The organism is Streptomyces sp. NBC_01515, from assembly GCF_045040345.1.
Taxonomy (GTDB): Bacteria; Actinomycetota; Actinomycetes; order Streptomycetales; family Streptomycetaceae; genus Streptomyces.
Window position 1 is genome coordinate 5271077 of record NZ_CP109416.1, and the last position, 20559, is coordinate 5291635.

Annotated in this window: 17 protein-coding genes; 10 read left to right on the forward strand and 7 right to left on the reverse strand. The window is 68.7% G+C overall.

What is annotated here, in order from left to right:
- The first annotated feature begins 100 nt into the window (after positions 1 to 100).
- Together radA and disA are read left to right on the forward strand one after the other, a co-directional pair.
- Positions 101 to 1510, forward strand: a complete 1410-nt coding sequence (radA, locus tag OG407_RS23415) for a DNA repair protein RadA (protein ID WP_405860869.1) — start codon at positions 101 to 103, stop codon at positions 1508 to 1510.
- Positions 1511 to 1646: 136 nt separating this feature from the next.
- The gene (disA, locus tag OG407_RS23420) at positions 1647 to 2705 is read left to right on the forward strand and encodes a DNA integrity scanning diadenylate cyclase DisA (RefSeq protein ID WP_366497643.1); all 1059 of its coding nucleotides are present in this window, start codon (positions 1647 to 1649) and stop codon (positions 2703 to 2705) included.
- Between the two features lie 32 nt (positions 2706 to 2737).
- Here disA and OG407_RS23425 read toward each other — a convergent pair whose 3' ends face one another.
- Positions 2738 to 3553 carry a hypothetical protein gene (locus tag OG407_RS23425; RefSeq protein WP_405860871.1) on the reverse strand — a complete coding sequence of 272 codons (816 nt, stop codon included), beginning with the start codon at positions 3551 to 3553 and terminating at the stop codon, positions 2738 to 2740.
- Between the two features lie 204 nt (positions 3554 to 3757).
- Between OG407_RS23425 and OG407_RS23430 the strand changes: the two genes are divergently transcribed.
- The 5 genes from OG407_RS23430 (at position 3758) to cseC (ending at position 8516) form a co-directional block, all read left to right on the forward strand.
- Positions 3758 to 4702, forward strand: coding sequence for an A/G-specific adenine glycosylase (locus OG407_RS23430; RefSeq protein ID WP_405860873.1), 945 nt, complete (start codon positions 3758 to 3760; stop codon positions 4700 to 4702).
- Between the two features lie 341 nt (positions 4703 to 5043).
- Positions 5044 to 5583 (forward strand): SigE family RNA polymerase sigma factor, encoded by a 540-nt coding sequence (locus tag OG407_RS23435; protein WP_019064956.1) that lies wholly within the window; start codon positions 5044 to 5046, stop codon positions 5581 to 5583.
- The gene (locus OG407_RS23440) at positions 5571 to 6287 is read left to right on the forward strand and encodes a hypothetical protein (protein ID WP_403605484.1); all 717 of its coding nucleotides are present in this window, start codon (positions 5571 to 5573) and stop codon (positions 6285 to 6287) included. Before OG407_RS23435 ends, OG407_RS23440 begins: the two co-directional genes overlap by 13 nt.
- A 169-nt stretch (positions 6288 to 6456) precedes the next feature.
- Positions 6457 to 7164: a two-component system response regulator CseB gene (gene cseB / locus OG407_RS23445; protein ID WP_328680456.1), complete on the forward strand. Its 708-nt coding sequence runs from the start codon at positions 6457 to 6459 to the stop codon at positions 7162 to 7164.
- A gap of 8 nt (positions 7165 to 7172) precedes the next feature.
- A complete protein-coding gene (cseC, locus tag OG407_RS23450) occupies positions 7173 to 8516 on the forward strand; it encodes a two-component system sensor histidine kinase CseC (RefSeq protein WP_405860875.1) in 1344 nt (447 codons plus the stop codon).
- 50 nt (positions 8517 to 8566) lie between these two features.
- On the opposite strand, the gene OG407_RS23455 is transcribed toward cseC, so the two are convergent.
- The 4 genes from OG407_RS23455 to OG407_RS23470 form a co-directional block, all read right to left on the reverse strand.
- A complete protein-coding gene (locus OG407_RS23455) occupies positions 8567 to 9427 on the reverse strand; it encodes a class I SAM-dependent methyltransferase (RefSeq protein ID WP_405860877.1) in 861 nt (286 codons plus the stop codon).
- Positions 9424 to 9858: a VOC family protein gene (locus tag OG407_RS23460; protein WP_405860879.1), complete on the reverse strand. Its 435-nt coding sequence runs from the start codon at positions 9856 to 9858 to the stop codon at positions 9424 to 9426. Before OG407_RS23460 ends, OG407_RS23455 begins: the two co-directional genes overlap by 4 nt.
- Positions 9855 to 10334, reverse strand: coding sequence for a helix-turn-helix transcriptional regulator (locus OG407_RS23465; RefSeq protein WP_405868552.1), 480 nt, complete (start codon positions 10332 to 10334; stop codon positions 9855 to 9857). Before OG407_RS23465 ends, OG407_RS23460 begins: the two co-directional genes overlap by 4 nt.
- Positions 10335 to 10668: 334 nt before the next feature.
- Positions 10669 to 12270: an MDR family MFS transporter gene (locus OG407_RS23470; RefSeq protein WP_405860881.1), complete on the reverse strand. Its 1602-nt coding sequence runs from the start codon at positions 12268 to 12270 to the stop codon at positions 10669 to 10671.
- A gap of 128 nt (positions 12271 to 12398) precedes the next feature.
- Here OG407_RS23470 and OG407_RS23475 point away from each other — a divergent pair, with 128 nt between their 5' ends.
- Positions 12399 to 13007 (forward strand): TetR/AcrR family transcriptional regulator, encoded by a 609-nt coding sequence (locus tag OG407_RS23475; RefSeq protein ID WP_405860883.1) that lies wholly within the window; start codon positions 12399 to 12401, stop codon positions 13005 to 13007.
- Here the strand turns inward: OG407_RS23475 and OG407_RS23480 are convergent.
- The gene (locus OG407_RS23480; RefSeq protein ID WP_405860885.1) at positions 13004 to 13585 is read right to left on the reverse strand and encodes a M23 family metallopeptidase; all 582 of its coding nucleotides are present in this window, start codon (positions 13583 to 13585) and stop codon (positions 13004 to 13006) included. The genes OG407_RS23475 and OG407_RS23480 overlap by 4 nt on opposite strands.
- 458 nt (positions 13586 to 14043) lie before the next feature.
- On the opposite strand from OG407_RS23480, the gene OG407_RS23485 reads away from it, so the two are divergent.
- A complete protein-coding gene (locus tag OG407_RS23485; RefSeq protein WP_405860887.1) occupies positions 14044 to 14658 on the forward strand; it encodes an HAD family acid phosphatase in 615 nt (204 codons plus the stop codon).
- 47 nt (positions 14659 to 14705) lie between these two features.
- Positions 14706 to 17741 (forward strand): NACHT domain-containing protein, encoded by a 3036-nt coding sequence (locus OG407_RS23490; RefSeq protein ID WP_405860889.1) that lies wholly within the window; start codon positions 14706 to 14708, stop codon positions 17739 to 17741.
- 83 nt (positions 17742 to 17824) lie between these two features.
- On the opposite strand, the gene OG407_RS23495 is transcribed toward OG407_RS23490, so the two are convergent.
- The gene (locus tag OG407_RS23495; RefSeq protein WP_019064247.1) at positions 17825 to 20353 is read right to left on the reverse strand and encodes an ATP-dependent Clp protease ATP-binding subunit; all 2529 of its coding nucleotides are present in this window, start codon (positions 20351 to 20353) and stop codon (positions 17825 to 17827) included.
- Between the last annotated feature and the right edge of the window lie 206 nt (positions 20354 to 20559).

Below are 20559 nucleotides of genomic sequence, written 5' to 3' on the forward strand. Positions count from 1 at the left end.
TGACCCGCATGGCTCGTTCCTGACGGGCAGTGGCCGGATACCGAAGAGGCACGTCCCGACCGCCGACCGCGTTGTCAGTGCGGGCGGTTACGGTTCACGCATGGCTGCCCGTACGAAGACCACCAAGGACCGACCGTCCTACCGCTGCACCGAGTGCGGCTGGCAGACGGCCAAGTGGCTCGGCCGCTGTTCCGAGTGCCAGGCCTGGGGCACGGTCGAGGAGTACGGCGCACCCGCGGTCCGGACGACCTCCCCCGGCCGCGTCACCAATTCCGCGGTACCGATCGGCCAGGTCGACGGCCGCACGGCCACCGCCCGCTCGACCGGCGTCCCCGAGCTGGACCGGGTCCTCGGCGGCGGCCTGGTCCCCGGAGCCGTGGTCCTCGTAGCGGGCGAACCGGGCGTGGGCAAGTCGACCCTCCTCCTCGACGTGGCGGCCAAGTCGGCGAGCGAGGAGCACCGCACGCTCTACGTCACCGGCGAGGAGTCGGCGAGCCAGGTCCGCCTCCGCGCCGACCGCATCAAGGCGATCGACGACAACCTCTACCTCGCCGCCGAGACCGATCTGGCCACGATCCTGGGCCACTTGGACGCGGTGAAGCCCTCCCTCCTGATCCTGGACTCCGTCCAGACGGTGGCCTCCCCGGAGATCGACGGCGCACCCGGCGGCATGTCCCAGGTCCGCGAGGTGGCCGGCGCCCTGATCCGCGCCTCCAAGGAGCGCGGCATGTCCACCCTCCTCGTGGGCCACGTCACCAAGGACGGCGCGATCGCGGGCCCCCGCCTCCTGGAGCATTTGGTCGACGTGGTGCTCTCCTTCGAGGGCGACCGCCACGCCCGCCTGCGCCTCGTACGGGGCGTCAAGAACCGCTACGGCACGACGGACGAGGTCGGCTGCTTCGAGCTGCACGACGAGGGCATCACGGGCCTGGCCGACCCGAGCGGCCTGTTCCTGACCCGCCGCGCGGAGCCCGTCCCGGGCACCTGCCTGACCGTCACCCTGGAGGGCCGCCGCCCCTTGGTGGCCGAGGTACAGGCCCTCACGGTCGACTCCCAGATCCCCTCCCCCCGCCGCACCACTTCGGGCCTGGAGACATCCCGGGTCTCGATGATGCTCGCGGTCCTGGAACAGCGCGGCAAGATCAGCGCCCTGGGCAAGCGGGACATCTACTCGGCGACGGTGGGCGGAGTGAAACTCTCCGAACCAGCGGCAGATCTGGCCATCGCGCTCGCCCTGGCCTCCGCCGCGAGCGACACCCCCCTCCCCAACAACCTGGTGGCGATCGGCGAAGTAGGCCTCGCGGGCGAGGTCAGAAGGGTCACGGGCGTCCAGCGCAGACTCTCCGAAGCACACCGTCTGGGCTTCACCCACGCCCTCGTTCCGAGCGACCCGGGCAAGATCCCGGCAGGCATGAAGGTCATCGAAGTAGCCGACATAGGAGACGCTCTCCGGGTCCTTCCAAGGTCCCGTAAGCGAGAGGCCCCACGGGACGCCGAGGACCGCCGGTAGACTTTGCCCTGGTCTCGCCTGTCCGTACGAACCAGGTACGCGAAAGGGGAGCACCGGAAAAACCTGCGACCGGAGGAGTGCAGTGGCAGCCAACGACCGGGCGTCAGCTCCCGGAAAGTCCGGCGGCGATGGCCTGATGCGCGCCTCATTGAGCGCCGCGGCCCCTGGCACGGCCCTGCGCGACGGCCTGGAGAGAATCCTCCGCGGCAACACGGGCGGCCTCATCGTGCTCGGTTCCGACAAGACCGTAGAAGCGATGTGCACAGGCGGTTTCATCCTGGACGTGGAGTTCACGGCCACGCGCCTACGAGAACTCTGCAAGCTGGACGGCGGCATCGTCGTCTCCTCGGACCTCTCCAAGATCCTTCGAGCAGGCGTCCAGCTGGTCCCCGACCCCAACATCCCCACCGAGGAGACGGGCACCCGCCACCGCACGGCGGACCGAGTGAGCAAACAGGTCTCCTTCCCGGTGGTCTCCGTCTCCCAGTCCATGCGCCTGATCGCCCTCTACGTAGACGGCCAACGCCGCGTACTGGAGGACTCGGCGGCGATCCTGTCCCGCGCCAACCAGGCCCTCGCCACCCTGGAGCGCTACAAGCTCCGCCTGGACGAGGTGGCGGGAACGCTGTCGGCCCTGGAGATCGAGGACCTGGTGACGGTCCGAGACGTATCAACCGTGGTCCAACGCCTCGAAATGGTCCGCCTGATCGCGACCGAGATCGCCGAATACGTCGTGGAGCTCGGCACGGACGGCCGCCTGCTCGCCCTCCAGCTGGAGGAGTTGATCGCGGGCGTGGAACCGGAACGCGAACTGGTAGTCCGCGACTACGTCCCCGAGCCCACGGCCAAACGCTCCCGCACGGTGAACGAAGCCCTGGCCGAACTGGACGCCCTCTCCCACGCGGAGCTCCTCGAACTCCCCACCGTGGCCCGCGCGTTGGGCTACACCGGCTCCCCCGAGGCCCTCGACTCGGCGGTGTCCCCCCGAGGCTTCCGCCTCCTGGCCAAGGTCCCGCGCCTCCCCGGCGCGATCATCGACCGCCTGGTGGAGCACTTCGGAGGCCTGCAGAAACTCCTGGCGGCAAGCGTCGACGACCTGCAGACAGTGGACGGCGTAGGGGAAGCAAGGGCACGCAGCGTCCGAGAGGGCCTCTCCCGCCTGGCGGAGTCCTCCATCCTCGAACGCTACGTGTAGCCCAACCGCCTACTGACTGAGCCCAACTGCCCCTAGTCGCTGGCCAGAACGAACGAGGTCTGCGCCTTGGCGAACCCGGAGGCCTGCGCCTCCACCAGATAGGTCCCGGTCCCGGCCGAACCAGCGGCCGGAGTGGCGCACTCGGGCGCACTCGGCTTGCGGTCCCACTTCAGGGTGTACGTGACGTTGCCCCCGGCGGACACCCGGTAGTAGACACTCCCGGCACTCTTCGGGCAGTCGGCGGACGACCAGAAATCAGCGCTGCCCCCCGCCTCCGTAATGGTCAACACGGCGCTCTTGGGCCCGAGATCGACCTTGCAGTCACTGCCGGAGGAGTTCTTGGCGGTGAGCACGAACGTAGGCGTCTGATCCGGCGAGTACGAGTTGTGCAGACTCCGCAGACTCAACTGCACAGCGCCGGCGGTGCAGTTGGGAAGCGTCGAGTCGGCGGGAACCGTAGTCCCCGTACTACTACCGCCGTTGGACCCGCCACCGGACCCACTGCCGCCACCGTCACCACCACCGGACCCGGCACTCGACCCACCGGAGCCGGACCCATCCCCACTACCACTGCCGGAGCTTCCACTGCTTCCGCCGCCCGAGTCATCGCGGCCGCCCGGGTGTTGACTGATGGCGGGACCGGATCCCGACGGCCCGGCAGTGATCGTAGGAGCGGGAGTCTTTCCGTTCTTCGCCCCATCGGCACCGTTCTTGCCGCTCCCGCCACCGGAGTTGACGATCCAGGTGATCAGCAGCGCCAACAAGGCGACCACGGACACCATGAGGACCCTCCGTCGCCAATAGATGGAGGAGGGAAGCGGCCCGACCGGATTGCGCAGTGATCCCACGGCGCAAACTGTACGAGAGATCGGCGAGTTACCTCGCCCCACCCGCCGCCCCCGCCCCAACTTTTCCGGATCATCATTCCGGCAACCCCGCCTGGAAGGGCCCGGGATGGACCACGAGCCCGCGGCCGCCGACGAAGCGGGAGCGGGTCGTGGCGGTACGGCGCAGCCCCGACCCCCCACCGGCCGTGGCAGGATCGGAACGCCATGACTGCGCCCACGAAACCCCCGCACACCACAGCCGCCACCACACCGGACGGAGGAGAGAACGGAGGCGCCCACCTCCACACCCCCGTCATCGACTGGTTCGAGGACAACGCCCGCGACCTGCCCTGGCGCCACCCCGACGCCGGCCCCTGGGGCGTGATGGTCAGCGAGTTCATGCTCCAGCAGACCCCGGTCAGCCGCGTCCTCCCGGTCTACGAACAGTGGCTCGCCCGCTGGCCCCGCCCCGCCGACCTCGCCCAGGACGCCCCCGGCGAAGCCGTCCGCGCCTGGGGCCGCCTCGGCTACCCCCGCCGCGCGCTGCGCCTCCACGGCGCCGCCACCGCCATAACGGAACGCCACGGCGGCGACGTCCCCACCGACCACGCCCAGCTCCTCGCACTCCCCGGCATCGGCGAGTACACGGCAGCCGCGGTCGCGTCCTTCGCCTACGGCCAGCGCCACGCCGTACTCGACACCAACGTCCGCCGGGTCTTCGCGCGCGCGGTCACCGGCGCGCAGTACCCCCCGAACGCCACCACCGCAGCCGAACGCAAGCTGGCCCGCGCGCTCCTCCCCCAGGACGACGACACAGCGGCCCGCTGGGCCGCCGCGTCCATGGAACTCGGCGCACTCGTCTGCACCGCGAAGAACGAGACGTGCCACCGCTGCCCCATCTCCGCCCAGTGCGCCTGGAACCTCGCCGGCAAGCCGGAACACGAGGGCCCGGCCCGCAAGGGCCAGACGTACGCGGGCACGGACCGCCAGGTCCGCGGCAAGCTCCTGGCCGTACTGCGCGAAGCGCACACCCCCGTCCCCCAGTCCGCGCTCGACCGCGTGTGGCACGAGCCGGTACAGCGAGCCAGGGCACTGGACGGCCTGGTCTCCGACGGCCTCGTCGAACCCCTCCCGGACGGCCTGTACCAACTCCCGGCGACCCGAGCCTGAAACAACCGGACACAGTCCGTCACGACCTGACACATGGTCACTTCACAGACAGAGCCCCCACCCCGACCCGCTCCACAGCCCACACCAAGCTCTTGCAACACTCCCGCACACCCACCCCGCCAGGCAAAACACCCCATAACCACCCCAACAACCCACCCCCCTTACCCCGGACCTACTTCCGTTACACAACTGACGGACAGCCGAGCGCTCTCCGCAGGCTGCTCCGCACAGTGCCGTGACAACCCCTCCGTAACTTCATTTGTGTACCGCAGACCGGCGGGACAGCAGCAGAGGACAACCGGCAGCAGGCGGGTCGGAAACGGGGATGGAGGCGGTTGATCATGGCGCAGGGCGAGGTGCTCGAATTCGAGGAGTACGTCCGCACCCGACAGGACGCGCTGCTGCGCAGCGCCCGCCGGCTGGTGCCGGACCCGGTCGACGCCCAGGACCTGCTCCAGACGGCGCTGGTACGGACGTACGGCCGCTGGGAGACCATCGAGGACAAGCGCCTCGCGGACGCTTACCTGCGCCGCGTCATGATCAACACCCGGACCGAGTGGTGGCGGGCCCGCAAGCTCGAAGAGGTCCCCACCGAGCAGCTGCCGGACGCGAGCGTCGACGACGCGACCGAACAGCACGCGGACCGGGCGCTTCTTATGGACATCATGAAAGTTCTCGCTCCGAAGCAGCGCAGTGTGGTCGTCCTGCGACACTGGGAGCAGATGTCCACCGAAGAGACGGCCGCCGCCCTGGGCATGTCGGCCGGTACGGTCAAGAGCACGCTGCACCGGGCGCTCGCCCGGCTCCGGGAGGAGCTGGAGGCCCGCGACCTGGACGCACGCGCGCTGGAGCGTGAGGAGCGGGAGCGTTGCGCGGCCTGAGCGGCGACACCCCTGGGCACGGCCCGAGCCACGACCCCCCGGGGTCGGGCCCGAGGGCGACCGCCGGGCCCGGGAGGGTGCGCGGAAGCCTGGAGGCGGCGTTCACGGCGATGGCCGTGCTCGCCGCCCTCGCCCTGTTGGTGTCCGGCTGCGCCACGGGCGGCACCGGTGCCCGTGACGAGGGCCCGGCGCACTCCGACTCGGTGGCGGGCGTGGCGGAGGCGTCCGCTCCCACCCCCTCCGCGACCGCCGACGACCATGTGAACGCGGTCAAGCTCGTCATGGACGACCCGAAGGTCTCGGCGGCGGTCAAGCAAGAGCTGAAGCCGTGCGTGGCCGACGAGTACGCGGTCGACGTGTCGTACGGCGTGCTGACCGGCGGCACCGCGACCGATGTCGTCGTCAACGTGATGACCTGCGGCGATGCGGTGGGGATCGGCTCGTACGTGTATCGCGACAAGGGCGGGACGTACGAGAATGTGTTCAAGGCCGAGGAACCCCCGGTCTACGCGGAGATAGACCGCGGCGATCTGGTCGTCACCAAGCAGGTGTACGAGAAGGGCGACCCGGTGTCGAGTCCCTCCGGGGAGAACGTGATCACGTACCGCTGGACGTCGGGCCGTTTCGTCCAGGAGTACAGCACCCACAACGAGTACAGCAACGCGGTCGGGGGCGACGCGTCGCCCACTCCGAGCAAGAACTGAACGGATCCGAACGGACCCTTTCGGAACCGAATCGATCAGACTCTTTCGGAACCGAACCGGCCGGGACTGAACCGATCGGCCGCCCCGATCCGATGCTTCAGTGAACGCGGACGCCGTCCCAGGCGTCCCATGCTTGAGAACGACCCACACGAGGACTGAGAGCACCGGGATGGCAGACCAGACCCACGTCCTGTTCGTCGAGGACGACGACGTCATCCGCGAGGCCACCCAACTCGCCCTGGAGCGGGACGGCTTCGTGGTCACCGCCATGCCCGACGGGCTGTCGGGCCTGGAGGCGTTCCGGGCCGACCGCCCCGACATCGCGCTGCTGGACGTGATGGTCCCGGGCCTGGACGGGGTGAGCCTGTGCCGCCGTATCCGGGACGATTCGACGGTCCCGGTGATCATGCTGTCGGCACGCGCGGACTCGATCGACGTGGTGTTGGGCCTGGAAGCCGGGGCCGACGACTACGTCACCAAACCCTTTGACGGGGCGGTCCTGGTGGCCCGCATCCGCGCGGTGCTGCGCCGCTTCGGACACGCGAGCGGCAGCGACCGTACGACGGACGCGGAGGCGGCCCCGGAAGGCGGCGGGGTGCTGACCTTCGGGGATCTGGAGATCGACACCGAGGGCATGGAGGTGCGCCGGGCCGGGCAGCCGGTGGCGCTGACGCCGACCGAGATGCGGCTGCTGCTGGAGTTCTCGTCGGCGCCGGGCACGGTGCTGTCCCGCGACAAGCTGCTGGAGCGGGTGTGGGACTACGGCTGGGGCGGTGACACCCGGGTCGTGGACGTCCATGTGCAGCGGCTGCGGACAAAGATCGGCCAGGACCGGATCGAGACGGTCCGCGGCTTCGGCTACAAGTTGAAGGCCTGAGCAGGGGTATGCGGGGGAATTCACGGCGCAGGGTCCCGTCGTTCATGGACAGAGCGGGCATCCGTACCGGACTGAGATGGAAGCTCAGCGCGGCCATCGCGCTGGTCGGCACGCTGGTCGCGATCGCGCTCAGCCTGGTCGTGCACAACGCGGCCCGGGTCTCGATGCTGGACAACGCGCGCGACCTCGCGGACGAGCGCGTCCAGATCGCGCAGCGCAACTACGAGCTGTCCGGGCGGCCGAACTTCCCCAGCATCAAGATCGACGACCCTCGTCTGCCGCCCGCGCTGCGCGAGAAGGTCGAGGAGGGCCGCCGGGCGACGTACGTCACCGACCGGCCGCACGGGGTGCCGGACATCTGGGCGGCCGTACCGCTCAAGGACGGTCACGTGATGTCCCTGCACACGGGGTTCACCGACCGCAGCACGGACATCCTCAAGGATCTCGACCAGGCGCTGGTGATCGGCTCGATCGCGGCCGTGCTCGGCGGCAGCGCGCTCGGCGTCCTGATCGGCGGCCAGCTCTCGCGCCGGCTGCGCAAGGCGGCGGCCGCGGCGAACCAGGTCGCCAAGGGCGAGACGGACGTACGGGTGCGGGACGCGATCGGCGGGGTCGTACGGGACGAGACCGACGACCTCGCGCGCGCGGTGGACGCGATGACGGACGCGCTGCAACAACGACTTGAGGCGGAACGCCGGGTCACCGCGGACATCGCGCACGAACTGCGCACCCCGGTGACGGGCCTGCTGACCGCGGCCGAACTCCTGCCCCCCGGCCGCCCGACGGAGCTGGTCCTGGACCGGGCGAAGGCGATGCGCACGCTGGTCGAGGACGTGCTGGAGGTCGCCCGGCTCGACGGGGCGTCCGAGCGGGCCGAGTTGCAGGACCTCATGCTGGGCGACTTCGTGAGCCGCCGGGTGCTCGCGAAGGACCCGGACGCGGTGGTGCACGTCGTGCACGAGTCGGAGGTGACGACGGACCCGCGCCGCCTGGAACGCGTCCTGTTCAACCTGCTCGCCAACGCGGCCCGCCACGGCAAACCGCCGATCGAGGTCTCCGTGGAGGGCCGGGTCATCCGCGTCCGCGACCACGGCCCCGGCTTCCCCGAGGAACTTCTCGCGGAGGGCCCGAGCCGCTTCCGCACCGGCAGCAAGGACCGCGCGGGCCACGGCCACGGCCTGGGCCTGACCATCGCGGCAGGCCAGGCCCGCGTCCTCGGCGCCCGCCTGACCTTCCGCAACGTCCGGCCTGCCGGCGCGCCTGAGTACATCCCGGCGGAGGGGGCGGTGGCGGTGTTGTGGCTGCCGGAGCATGCGCCTACGAGTACCGGGAGTTATCCGATGTTGCCGTAGGACTTTCAGGGTTCAGGGGGGCTACTCGGGACCTCGGACACCAGCCCCCCTCACGTACTCCCCACCATCACCTCCTCCCCCCGAGACGGCGCGGCCCCCTCCACCCGGCCCCCGAAATACCGCTCCGCAAGCTCTACGGCGGGCACATGCCGCACATCCCGGAACCCGCACTCCCGCCCCAGCGCCAGCATCTGTTCCGGGGTGAAGAAGCTCAGGAACGGGGTGCCCGCGGCCCGAGCCCCCCGCATCGCGACCTCCAACTGCGCGCGCTGTTCCGGTTCCACGTCGTCCACGGGTCGTAGGAACGTGGTGACCAGGGTGGAGCCCGGGGCGAGACTCGCGACCCGGCGGAACATGGTGGTGATCGCGTCCAGGGTGAGGTACATGGTCACGCCGGTCGCGGCCACGACGGCGGGGCGCCCGGTGTCGAGACCGGCGGCGGCCAGTTGCCCCCACCAGTCGCCCTCGAAGTCGACCGGCACGAAGCGCAGCCAGTCCGGGATGCCGTACCCCAGTTCCGTCAGCCGCCGCCGCTTCCAGGCCTGCGTGCCGGGCTGCTCGACCTCGAACACCCGGAGTTTCGCGCCGAGTTCGGGCCGCCGCTGGGCGAAGGTGTCGAGACCGGCGCCGAGGATGACGTACTGCTCCACACCCCTCCCGGCCTGCTCCTCCACCACGTCCTCGACGAAGCGCGCCCGCGCCACGATCGACGCACGGACCCGGCGCGTGGCCTCGACGTCCATGTCGGGACGCTCCCGCCAGTCGTCCCCGGGGTCCGCGAGCCGCAGCCCGACCTCGTCCTCGATGACATGCGGCGGCGGATCGGCCTGGACATGCAGGGCCCGCCACAGGGCGACCCGCACCGCCGTGTGGTCCGGCTCGACCTCGGCCACCGGCTGCTCCCGGGTCATCCGAAGTCCTTCGAGAAGTCCAGTTCCGCGCTGCGCTCGGTCAGCGAGTACCAGTTGCCGCTGTCGTCGCGGAAGATCGCCTCGATGCCGTACGGCCGCTCGGTCGGCTCTTGGAGAAACTCGACCCCGCGCGCCTTGAAGGTCGCGTGATCACCGCGGCAGTCATCGGTGGTGAACGCCCCGGCACCCAGCACCCCCTTGCTGATCAGCTTCTTCAGCGCCTCGGAGGACTCGGGGTCGAGGCCCGGCCCGTCCAGGCTCATCAGCGTGAGCGCGACGTCGGGCTGGCTCTTGGCGCCCACGGTGACCCACCGCATGTCGCCCATCGAGATGTCGTCGCGGATCTCGAAGTCGAGTTTCTCGGTGAAGAAGGCCTTGGTGCGCTGCTGGTCGAAGGTCCACACGGTGGCGATGCCCAAGCCTTGGATCATGACTCCGCACTCCTGTCGAACGAGGTTGATGTCGAACCGGCTTCCTGCTCATCACCGTAGGCAGGGCGGACATCGCGACGCTTCTTCAAAGTTGCGGTGGGGAAACCGCCGGCCCAGAGCATCGCGTAACACCCGGGGATCAGCGCGGCCCCGCGCCCCACATGCTTGGCTCGGTACTCACTCGGCGTGAGCCCGGTCCGCGCCTTGAACCGCGCCGAGAACGTACCGAGGCTGCTGAACCCGACCAGATTGCAGATCTCCGTCACCGACAGATCGGCGCTACGGAGCATCTCCTCGGCCCGCTCGATCCGCCGATGCGTCAGATACTGCCCGGGCGTCTCGCCGTAGGCCTCCTTGAAGGCCCGGATGAAGTGGTACCGCGAATACCCGGCATGCGCAGCCACCGCTCCCAGGTCGAGCTCCGGCTCGGCCCAGTCACGATCCATGGCGTCCTTGGCAAGACGCAACTGCCGCATTTTGTCCATGCACCCGATGGTGGCACGCGGCACTGACATCGACACCGGGCCGATGAATCCGACGGCTCCGGGGTCCGGCACCCCTCGACTCAGGCCGGCGCCATCCAGCCCGTCCAGCACCCCTCGACTCAGGCCGGCATTGATCAGCCCGTCCGGCGTTTGAGGACGAGGCCCCTTCAGGGCCGACGGGGGTCTGGGGGCGGAGCCCCCGGCAACGGCGCCGCAGACAGAGGAAGCACCCGCAGCCAACGCACGCACGCACGCGTGCCCGCACAAAAAGAAGGCCCCCCGGGGCGGACACCAACCGGGGGACCTCCAGCTCACTGTCGGCGAATCACACGGCCTCGACGATCGACGCCGGCGCCACCGCTTCCTCGCCAGGCTTAGGCGCAGCCGGCCCCGCCCCCTTCAGCGGAACCTCCTTCACGAACACCGAGGCCACCATCGCGACGACAGCGACAACCGCGCCCAGCAGGAACGCGGAGTGGACCCCCGCGGACACCGCGTGCTGATACGCCTCCCGAGCCACCGCCGGCAGCTTCGCCAGACTCGCCGCGTTGAGCGTCGCGGACTGCTCGGTCACCTTGGACCCCAGCGCACCCGCCCGCTCGGTCATGACGTGCTGCACCCGGTTGTTGAACAGCGCCCCCATGATGGCGACACCGAACGACGACCCGAGCGTCCGGGACAGGGTGCTGGTGGAGGACGCGACACCCATGTCCTTCATCTGCACACTGTTCTGCGCGACCAGCATGGTGATCTGCATCAGGCAGCCCATGCCGAGCCCGACGACGGCCATGAACACACCGGACATGAACCGGGTCGTGTCGGTGTCCATGGTCGACAGCAGATACAGCCCGACCACCATCAGCACGCTGCCGACCACCGGAAACACCTTGTACTTACCGGTGTTGGTGGTCACCCGCCCCGCGACCATCGAGGTCACGAGCATCGCGCCGAGCATCGGCAGAAGCAGCAGCCCGGAGTTGGTCGCGGACGCGCCCTGCACGGACTGCTGGTACAGCGGCAGGAACAAGGTCGCACCGAACATCACGAACCCGGTGATGAACCCGATGATCGCCATCAGCGTGAAGTTCCGGCTGCGGAAGATGTGCAGCGGTACGACCGGCTCGGCCGCCTTGGTCTGCCAGAACACGAACCCGACGAGCGCGGCCACACCGAGCCCGATCAGTTCCATGATCCGCGCGGACGTCCAGTCGTACTGCGAACCGCCCCACGTGGTGACGAGCACGATCGAGGTGATGCCGACGGTCAGCAGCCCGGCACCCAGGTAGTCGATCCGCGCCTGCGACCGCTTCTTCGGGAGGTGCAGTACGACACTGATCGCGGCCAGCGCGACGACGCCGAGCGGCAGGTTGATGTAGAAGGACCAGCGCCAGCCCCAGTTGTCGGTGATGGTGCCGCCGACCAGCGGTCCGCCGATCATCGCGAGCGCCATGACGCCGGCCATCATGCCCTGGTACTTGCCCCGCTCACGCGGCGGAATCAGGTCGCCGATGATCGCCATGACGCCGACCATCAGACCACCGGCACCGAGCCCCTGAATGGCCCGGAAACCGATCAACTGCCCCATGTCCTGCGCCATGCCGCTCAGCGCGGAACCGGCCAGGAAGATCACGATCGAGGTCATGAAGGCGCCCTTGCGCCCGTACATGTCACCGAGCTTGCCCCACAGGGGCGTGGAGCTGGCCGTGGCGAGCGTGTACGCGGTCACGACCCACGACAGGTGCTCCAGCCCGCCCAGCTCACCGACGATCGTCGGCATGGCCGTACCCACGATCATGTTGTCGAGCATCGCGAGCATCATCGTGATCATCAGCGCGAGCAGGACGACCCGCACGCTCCTCGGCTGTTTGCCGTCCACCTCTGGCCCGGGCGCCCCTGGCCCGGCCTCGACCGTCTGTGTGTCCGCCATCTTTCCCACTCCCCTAAGTACCGCTACCGTCCGGCTACTTACTTGCCGCCCGGCTAGTTGACTACACTCAGGGAAAGTAGACCCGTAACTAGCCGGGCGTCAAGTAAGTTTGCTGGAGCATGAAACGAATGGGCGGCACCATGGACGGCACCAAGCGGCAGCGTCGCGGAGACACCCGCCAGCGCATCCAGGACGTGGCGCTCGAACTCTTCGCCGAGCAGGGCTACGAGAAGACCTCACTGCGCGAGATCGCCGAGCATCTGGACGTCACGAAGGCGGCGCTCTACTACCACTTCAAGACCAAGGAAGAGATCCTCGTCGGCATCTTCGAGGACCTGACGAAGCCCATCGAGGACCTGATCGAGTGGGGCCGCGGCCAGCCCCACACCCTGGAGACCAAGCAGGAGATCGTACGGCGCTACGCCGTCGCACTCGACGGCGCGACCCCCCTCTTCCGCTTCATGCAGGAGAACCAGGCGACGGTACGGGACCTGCGCATCGGCGAGCGCTTCAAGGAGCGCATGAGCGGTCTGCGGGAGATCGTCATCGACCCGGAGTCGAGCCTGGTCGACCAGGTCCGCTCGCTCAGCGCGATCTTCACTCTGCACGCCGGCATGTTCGCCGTGCAGGACCTCGAAGGCGACCCCGAGGACAAGCGCAAGGCCGTCCTGGAAGTCGCCACCGACATGATCACGCAGGCCCACGCGGGCACGAAGCCCGCCCGGGACGGGTCCTAGACGGACACACCCTTGCCGCGCAGGAACGCGACCGGGTCTATGGCCGAGCCGTAGTTGGCGGTCGTACGGATCTCGAAGTGCAGGTGGGGACCGCTGGAGTTGCCGGTGCTGCCGGACCGCGCGATGTGCTGACCGGTGCTGACGACCTGGCCGACCTTCACGTCGATGCGCGAGAGGTGGGCGTACTGGGAGTACGTGCCGTTGCCGTGCTTGATGACGATGGCGTTGCCGTACGCGGCACCGTCACCCGCCCCGTTGCCGCCGGCCTTGACGACGGTCCCGCCGTGCGCGGCGACGACGTTGGTACCGCTGGCCACGGCGAAGTCCTGCCCGCTGTGGGTGGACTGCCACATGCTGCCGGCCTGGGCGAAGCTCGCGGACAGCGTGTACTTCTTCACCGGGTCGACCCAGGAGGCGGCGACCTTCGCACTGACGGCCTTCGGCGCGACGGTCGAGGAGGCGGCGCTGGCGACCCCGGTCCCCAGCACGGCGGTGGCCCCCAGTCCGACGGCCATGACGGCCACCCGGGTACGGAGCGAAGACGTACGGGAAGAACGGGACGTGGCGCGCTGGAACATCGAAACCTCACGGGGGACGGGGACAGAAAAACCACCCGGCACGCATACGGCCGCCGGATGGCACGTTCATTGGTAACCCCGGACCCCACGGACCCCCAAACCCCTCTTCTACGACGGAACCTAGTACTTCACCACAAAACTTCAGACTTCTTGACAGAGCACCCATGCATCCCGATTCAGCCCCCTGGAGGGCGAAATCGGTCATTCGGTTCCATGAATCCGAAGAAAAAAGTCCCTTTTGCCCCGATCGAGGCGTACGACTACCTCCCCTAGTAGGGGTCGAATCGCCTGTGCGGCTTGTCACCGGCGGGCATGATCGCCGGGCGCGGAAATGTGGCGCAGACCTCTATACACCTACCGTTCAGTAACCTTACGGTTCCCCTCACGCCACCCTCGCCCGCGACCATGCCTTCTGCACCGACCGGCAGCGCACAGACGTGAGAGGAACCCCCACCCCCATGACGAGACGACGCCCCTGGGCCCGCCGTACCGCCACAGTCACCGTGACCGCGGCCGCCCTCGCGGCGCTGACGGTCCCCGCGGAGGCCGCGACGACGACCAGCACCACGGCCGCCGCAACCGTCGACTACGCCACCTGGCAGGCCGACTGCCAGACGGTCATGAACCAGGCCCTGCCCTACCTGAAGCAGCGCATCGCGGCCACCGAGCCGGGCGAGAAGCAGGCGATCGTCTTCGACATCGACAACACCACCCTGGAGACCGACTTCGGCTTCAGCTGGCCGCAGCCCGCCAACAAGCCGGTCCTCGCGGTCGCCAAGTACGCCCAGGAGCACGGCGTTTCACTGTTCTTCGTCACGGCCCGCCCCGGCATCATCTACCTGCCGACCGAGTACAACCTCGAACACGACGGCTACGACGTCGACGGCCTCTACGCACGCGGCCTCTTCGACCTCTTCAAGGACGTCGCCGACTACAAGACGGCCCAGCGCACCGCGATCGAGAACAAGGGCTACACGATCATCGCGAACATCGGCAACAGCGCCACCGACCTGTCGGGCGGCCACGCCGAGAAGACCTTCAAACTGCCGGACTACGACGGCCAGTTGTCGTAAACCGTTAGGCTCCGTCCGTTCGCGCGACGACGGGGGTGGGGCGGCGGATGGAGCCCGCGGTACTCGGTGGCAAGCTGGCGTCAGGCCTGATCACACCGCTGCTGAAGAAGCTGTTCGTGCCCGATGCCCCCGGCGCGGGCCTGGTCGACAGACCGGTCCGCCTCTCCTCCCTCGTCTCCTTCAAGGGCGAGAAACGCACCCTGACGGAGAAGGACGTCCACAAGCTCGCCGCCCACCTGGTCGCGCGGGCGGTGGACTCCCCCGGCGAGGCCCCCTTCCCGCCCGACGAACAGACCGCCGTGGCCGACGCGTTGGCCCGCCGCCTGCTCGCCCTCGGCGACCTGGACATGGACGACCTCCAGGCCGTACGCCTCGGACACCGGGAACTGGCAAGGCAGTTGGAGTACGGCGCCCCGGCCCCCGCCGGACTCTCCACCGACGCCCGCTACTTCCTCGGCAACGCCACCGAGTGGGCCTGCCTCCAGATCCTGGAGTTCTTCACCCGCCGCTCCACATTCGTCGCCCGCACCCTGGTGGAACAGACCCGCACCCAGGCCGAACTGATCGCCCGCATCGACGAGTTGATAGCGCGCAGCCCCCGCCCCGGCTCCCAGGACCGCACCTTCGAACGCCGCTACCTCCCGTACGTCGCCGAGCGCCACAACCACATCACCATCTACGGCATCGACCTCCGCGACTCCCCGGACCGCTGGCCCCTGGAGGTGGCGTACCTGAGCCTGGAGGCAACGGCGACAGAGGAACGCCACCTCCCCGACGAACACCCCGGCGCCTCCTTCACCGTCCAACTCCCCGCCGAGGAAGCCCTGTCGACCCACGACCGCGTACTGCTGCGCGGCGACGCGGGTTCCGGCAAGACGACGCTGGTGCAGTGGCTGGCGGTGACGGCGGCACGGAACGGCGACCGCATCCCGTACGTCCTCCCCCTGCGCACCCTCATCCGAGCCGGCCAACTCCCCTCCCCCGCGGCCTTCCTGTCCTCCACCGGCTGCCCCCACAGCCCACCCGAAGGCTGGACGGAACGCGTCCTGACCGCCGGCCGCGCCCTGATCCTCGTCGACGGCCTGGACGAGATCCCGTCCGCCGACCGCCACCACGCCCGCGACTGGCTCCTGTCCCTGATCCGAGCCTTCCCGGGCAACCGCTGGCTCCTCACCTCCCGCCCTACGGCAGTCCGCCCCGACTGGCTGGCAGGGGAGGGCTTCCGTGAACTGACTCTGGCTCCGATGCGCCGCCCCGAGGTGAAGACCTTCGTCGAGCGCTGGCACACGGCGGCCCAGGCCCCGGAGTACGAGGGCCCACTCCTCGACTCCCTGCGCACGAAACGGGACTTGGCGCGGCTCGCCACGAACCCCCTTATGTGCGGCCTGATCTGTGCCCTGCACAGGGAGCGGAGGGGCTATCTCCCCACGGGGCGCAAGGAGTTGTACGACGCGGCCCTGACGATGCTGCTCGCCCGCCGGGACCGGGAGCGAGGCATGGGCGCGCTGGAGGGCGCGGAGCTGGGCGAGGAGGCCCAGCTGGAGATCCTGCAACGGCTCGCGTACGCGCTGGTGTTGAGCGGTCGTACGGAGATGGACCAAGAGACGGCCGAAGGAATCGTTGAACGATGTCTGCCCACGGTCGCCGGGCAGGGCGACGCCAGGACGGTGCTGCGGGACCTGCTGCTGAGAAGCGGCCTGCTGCGCCAACCTGCCGACGGTGTAGTCGACTTCGTCCACCGCACCTTCCAGGACTACCTGGGTGCGCGGTACGCGGTGGAGGAGGGCCACCTGGACGTCCTCACCAGCCATGCGGGCGACACCCAGTGGGAGGACGTCATCCGCATGGCGGTGGCCCACGCACGGCCGCGCGAACGGGTCGTAGTGCTAAGGCAGTTGCTGGCCCGGGACGAACCCCGGTTGACGCTGCTGGCGCTGGCCTGCCTGGAGCATGCGACGGCGCTGGATCCGGCGGTGCGCGCGGAGGTCGAGACCCGCGCGGCCACGCTGATTCCACCGCGTACGACGGAGGACTCGCTCGCGTTGGCGGAGGCGGGACCTCTGGTCCTGGAACTGCTGCCGGGGCCGGACGGGCTGACCGACGAGGAGGCGAGGGCCGTCACGGTCACCGCCTCGGTCCTGGGCGCGGGAGAGCCCGATGGCGCACTGGCGGTACTGCGCCGCTTCCGCGACCATCCGTCCCTCGACGTGCGACGCCAACTGGCTGGCACGTGGGACCGGTTCGACGTCCGGGAGTACGCGGTCGAGGTGCTCGACCAGTTGTGCCGCGACGACGACCTCTTCCTGCGTTGCTCAACCCAGGAACAGCTGAACGCGCTGCGGCTGATGCGGCCCTGGCACGGGCTGACGATCGAGGGTTCACCCACGGCGGCCGAGATCATCGACGCCGTCGACGATCCGGATGCGGTCACCGTCCTGGGTCTTGAGCGGAACGTCAGCCTCCAGGTTCTGGACGGACTGCTGGCCTTCCGGTCCCTGAACACACTGCGGCTTCAGGACTGCCCCGTCGTCCGGTCCCTTGAGCCGTTGTCCGAACTGCCCCTGACCGAGCTGACGTTCAATGGCGTCCTCGGAACGACGGGCCTGCGGAACCTGCACGGACTCACCCGCCTCTCCCTTGACCAGGTGCTCCCGAGCCCGCACCTGCGCGCCCACCTGCCGTGGAACGCGCGTCTGGAGTACCTGCACCTGGGCCGGTACACGCTCGCCTCCACGGACCTGTGCGATCTGGACCAGTGGCCGACCCTCACCACGCTCAGCCTCGGCCGGACGGACGGCGCCATGACGGCCGGGGACTGGCAGGAAGTGGGCCGGCTGCCCGCCCTGCGGAACCTCGTCCTGAACACGTCCCTCGACCGCTATGCCGTGCAGGAGATGCCGATCATCCCCTCCGTCGAGTACCTCCGCCTGCCGGCCCAGGACGCCACCCGGGACCAGCTCCTCACCCTGGCCTCCCGCCTTCCCGGCCTGCGCACGGTGAGCTTCAAGACGTACGGCCTGAAGATCCTCGACCGCTACGCCCCTCTTTTCCCCACCGCCGACGTAACCGACGACCGCTTCTGACCCCGCCCCGAACAAACGAAAAGGGGCCGGTGCCCAAATGGCACCGACCCCTTTCCCAGCCGTAAAACCCAAACCGCTGAGCCTTACGCCTCCTTGCTCAAATTCGGACCCGCGCCACCGGCGGCGGCATCCTCGATCGGCGGCACATCGGGAAGCGCCGACTTCTCCTCACCCCGGAAGGTGAAGGTCTTCGCGTCGCCCTCGCCCTCGACGTCCACGACCACGATGTGACCGGGACGCAGCTCGCCGAAGAGGATCTTCTCCGAGAGCGTGTCCTCGATCTCGCGCTGGATCGTGCGCCGCAGCGGACGCGCGCCCAGCACCGGGTCGTAACCCTTCTTGGAGAGGAGTTCCTTCGCGGCCGAGGAGAGCTCGATGCCCATGTCCCGGTCCTTGAGGCGCTCGTCCACCTTGCCGACCATGAGGTCGACGATCTTGAGGATGTCCTCCTGCGTGAGCTGCGGGAAGACGACGACGTCGTCGACGCGGTTGAGGAACTCGGGGCGGAAGTGCTGCTTGAGCTCGTCCGAGACCTTGTTCTTCATGCGCTCGTAGTTGGACTTCGTGTCACCCGTGGCCGCGAAGCCCAGGTTGAAGCCCTTCGAGATGTCACGGGTTCCAAGGTTGGTCGTCATGATGATGACCGTGTTCTTGAAGTCCACGACCCGGCCCTGGGAGTCGGTCAGACGACCGTCCTCCAGGATCTGGAGAAGGCTGTTGAAGATGTCCGGGTGGGCCTTCTCGACCTCGTCGAAGAGGACGACCGAGAACGGCTTGCGACGGACCTTCTCCGTGAGCTGGCCGCCCTCTTCGTAGCCCACGTATCCGGGGGGCGAACCGAAGAGCCGCGACACCGTGTGCTTCTCGCTGAACTCCGACATGTCGAGGGAGATCAGCGCGTCCTCGTCACCGAAGAGGAACTCGGCGAGAGCCTTGGAGAGTTCGGTCTTACCGACACCGGACGGGCCGGCGAAGATGAACGAACCACCGGGACGCTTCGGGTCCTTGAGGCCCGCACGCGTACGACGGATCGCCTTCGAGAGCGCCTTGACGGCGTCCTTCTGGCCGATGACCCGCTTGTGGAGCTCGTCCTCCATGCGGAGGAGCCGGGAGGACTCCTCTTCGGTGAGCTTGAAGACCGGGATACCGGTGGCGGTCGCGAGGACCTCGGCGATCAGCTCGCCGTCGACCTCGGCGACGACGTCCATGTCGCCGGCCTTCCACTCCTTCTCCCGCTTGGCCTTGGCGGCCAGGAGCTGCTTCTCCTTGTCGCGGAGGGAGGCGGCCTTCTCGAAGTCCTGCGAGTCGATCGCGGACTCCTTGTCGCGGCGGACGCCGGCGATCTTCTCGTCGAACTCGCGCAGGTCCGGCGGCGCGGTCATCCGGCGGATACGCATCCGGGAACCGGCCTCGTCGATCAGGTCGATCGCCTTGTCCGGCAGGAAGCGGTCCGAGATGTACCGGTCGGCCAGCGTGGCGGCCTGCACGAGTGCCTCGTCCGTGATGGAGACACGGTGGTGCGCCTCGTAGCGGTCGCGCAGACCCTTGAGGATCTCGATGGTGTGCGGCAGGGACGGCTCCGCGACCTGGATGGGCTGGAAGCGGCGCTCAAGGGCCGCGTCCTTCTCCAGGTGCTTGCGGTACTCGTCCAGCGTCGTCGCACCGATGGTCTGCAGCTCACCGCGGGCCAGCATCGGCTTCAGGATCGAAGCGGCGTCGATGGCGCCCTCGGCGGCACCCGCACCGACCAGCGTGTGCAGCTCGTCGATGAACAGGATGATGTCGCCGCGGGTGCGGATCTCCTTGAGGACCTTCTTCAGGCGCTCCTCGAAGTCACCGCGGTAGCGGGAGCCGGCGACCAGCGCGCCGAGGTCCAGGGTGTAGAGGTGCTTGTCCTTGAGGGTCTCGGGCACCTCGCCCTTGACGATGGCCTGGGCGAGGCCCTCGACGACGGCGGTCTTGCCGACGCCGGGCTCACCGATCAGGACCGGGTTGTTCTTCGTACGGCGGGACAGCACCTGCATGACCCGCTCGATCTCCTTCTCGCGCCCGATGACCGGGTCGAGCTTGGACTCACGAGCGGCCTGGGTGAGGTTCCGGCCGAACTGGTCGAGGACCAGGGACGTCGAGGGGGTGCCCTCCGCAGGGCCGCCGGCGGTGGCGGTCTCCTTGCCCTGGTAACCGGAGAGCAGCTGGATCACCTGCTGCCGCACACGGTTGAGATCAGCGCCCAGCTTGACCAGGACCTGGGCGGCGACGCCCTCGCCCTCACGGATCAGGCCGAGCAGGATGTGCTCCGTGCCGATGTAGTTGTGGCCCAGCTGAAGGGCCTCGCGGAGCGAGAGCTCCAGGACCTTCTTGGCTCGGGGAGTGAAGGGGATGTGACCCGACGGAGCCTGCTGGCCCTGTCCGATGATCTCCTCCACCTGCTGGCGGACCGCCTCAAGCGAAATGCCGAGGCTCTCCAGGGCCTTTGCGGCGACACCCTCACCCTCGTGGATCAGGCCCAGGAGGATGTGCTCGGTGCCGATGTAGTTGTGGTTGAGCATCCGGGCTTCTTCCTGAGCCAGGACGACAACCCGCCGCGCGCGGTCGGTGAACCTCTCGAACATCGTTAATCGCTCCTCAGAGCGGTCAGGCAGTAAGGGGACGCTCCCCTCCCTGTCCTTCCGCAGCTTAGTCCCGCAAGCGGGGACCGCTCATTCCAACTGCCGACACCGGACCGAGAACCAACACTGCCTCCTGAACCGTAACGCCGACATCTGCTCCAACCTGATGGTGCGAGACGATGTTCCCGCAGGCCAGGCAGTTACCCTCA

What these genes read in the sequence shown, in the direction of transcription:
- radA (WP_405860869.1), top strand. Translation starts at nt 101, where the DNA reads ATGGCTGCCCGTACGAAGACCACCAAGGACCGACCGTCCTACCGCTGC.
- disA (WP_366497643.1), top strand. Translation starts at nt 1,647, where the DNA reads ATGCGCGCCTCATTGAGCGCCGCGGCCCCTGGCACGGCCCTGCGCGAC.
- OG407_RS23430 (WP_405860873.1), top strand. Translation starts at nt 3,758, where the DNA reads ATGACTGCGCCCACGAAACCCCCGCACACCACAGCCGCCACCACACCG.
- OG407_RS23435 (WP_019064956.1), top strand. Translation starts at nt 5,044, where the DNA reads ATGGCGCAGGGCGAGGTGCTCGAATTCGAGGAGTACGTCCGCACCCGA.
- cseB (WP_328680456.1), top strand. Translation starts at nt 6,457, where the DNA reads ATGGCAGACCAGACCCACGTCCTGTTCGTCGAGGACGACGACGTCATC.
- cseC (WP_405860875.1), top strand. Translation starts at nt 7,173, where the DNA reads ATGCGGGGGAATTCACGGCGCAGGGTCCCGTCGTTCATGGACAGAGCG.
- OG407_RS23455 (WP_405860877.1), bottom strand. Translation starts at nt 9,427, where the DNA reads ATGACCCGGGAGCAGCCGGTGGCCGAGGTCGAGCCGGACCACACGGCG.
- OG407_RS23460 (WP_405860879.1), bottom strand. Translation starts at nt 9,858, where the DNA reads ATGATCCAAGGCTTGGGCATCGCCACCGTGTGGACCTTCGACCAGCAG.
- OG407_RS23465 (WP_405868552.1), bottom strand. Translation starts at nt 10,334, where the DNA reads ATGCGGCAGTTGCGTCTTGCCAAGGACGCCATGGATCGTGACTGGGCC.
- OG407_RS23470 (WP_405860881.1), bottom strand. Translation starts at nt 12,270, where the DNA reads ATGGCGGACACACAGACGGTCGAGGCCGGGCCAGGGGCGCCCGGGCCA.
- OG407_RS23475 (WP_405860883.1), top strand. Translation starts at nt 12,399, where the DNA reads ATGGGCGGCACCATGGACGGCACCAAGCGGCAGCGTCGCGGAGACACC.
- OG407_RS23480 (WP_405860885.1), bottom strand. Translation starts at nt 13,585, where the DNA reads ATGTTCCAGCGCGCCACGTCCCGTTCTTCCCGTACGTCTTCGCTCCGT.
- OG407_RS23485 (WP_405860887.1), top strand. Translation starts at nt 14,044, where the DNA reads ATGACGAGACGACGCCCCTGGGCCCGCCGTACCGCCACAGTCACCGTG.
- OG407_RS23490 (WP_405860889.1), top strand. Translation starts at nt 14,706, where the DNA reads ATGGAGCCCGCGGTACTCGGTGGCAAGCTGGCGTCAGGCCTGATCACA.
- OG407_RS23495 (WP_019064247.1), bottom strand. Translation starts at nt 20,353, where the DNA reads ATGTTCGAGAGGTTCACCGACCGCGCGCGGCGGGTTGTCGTCCTGGCT.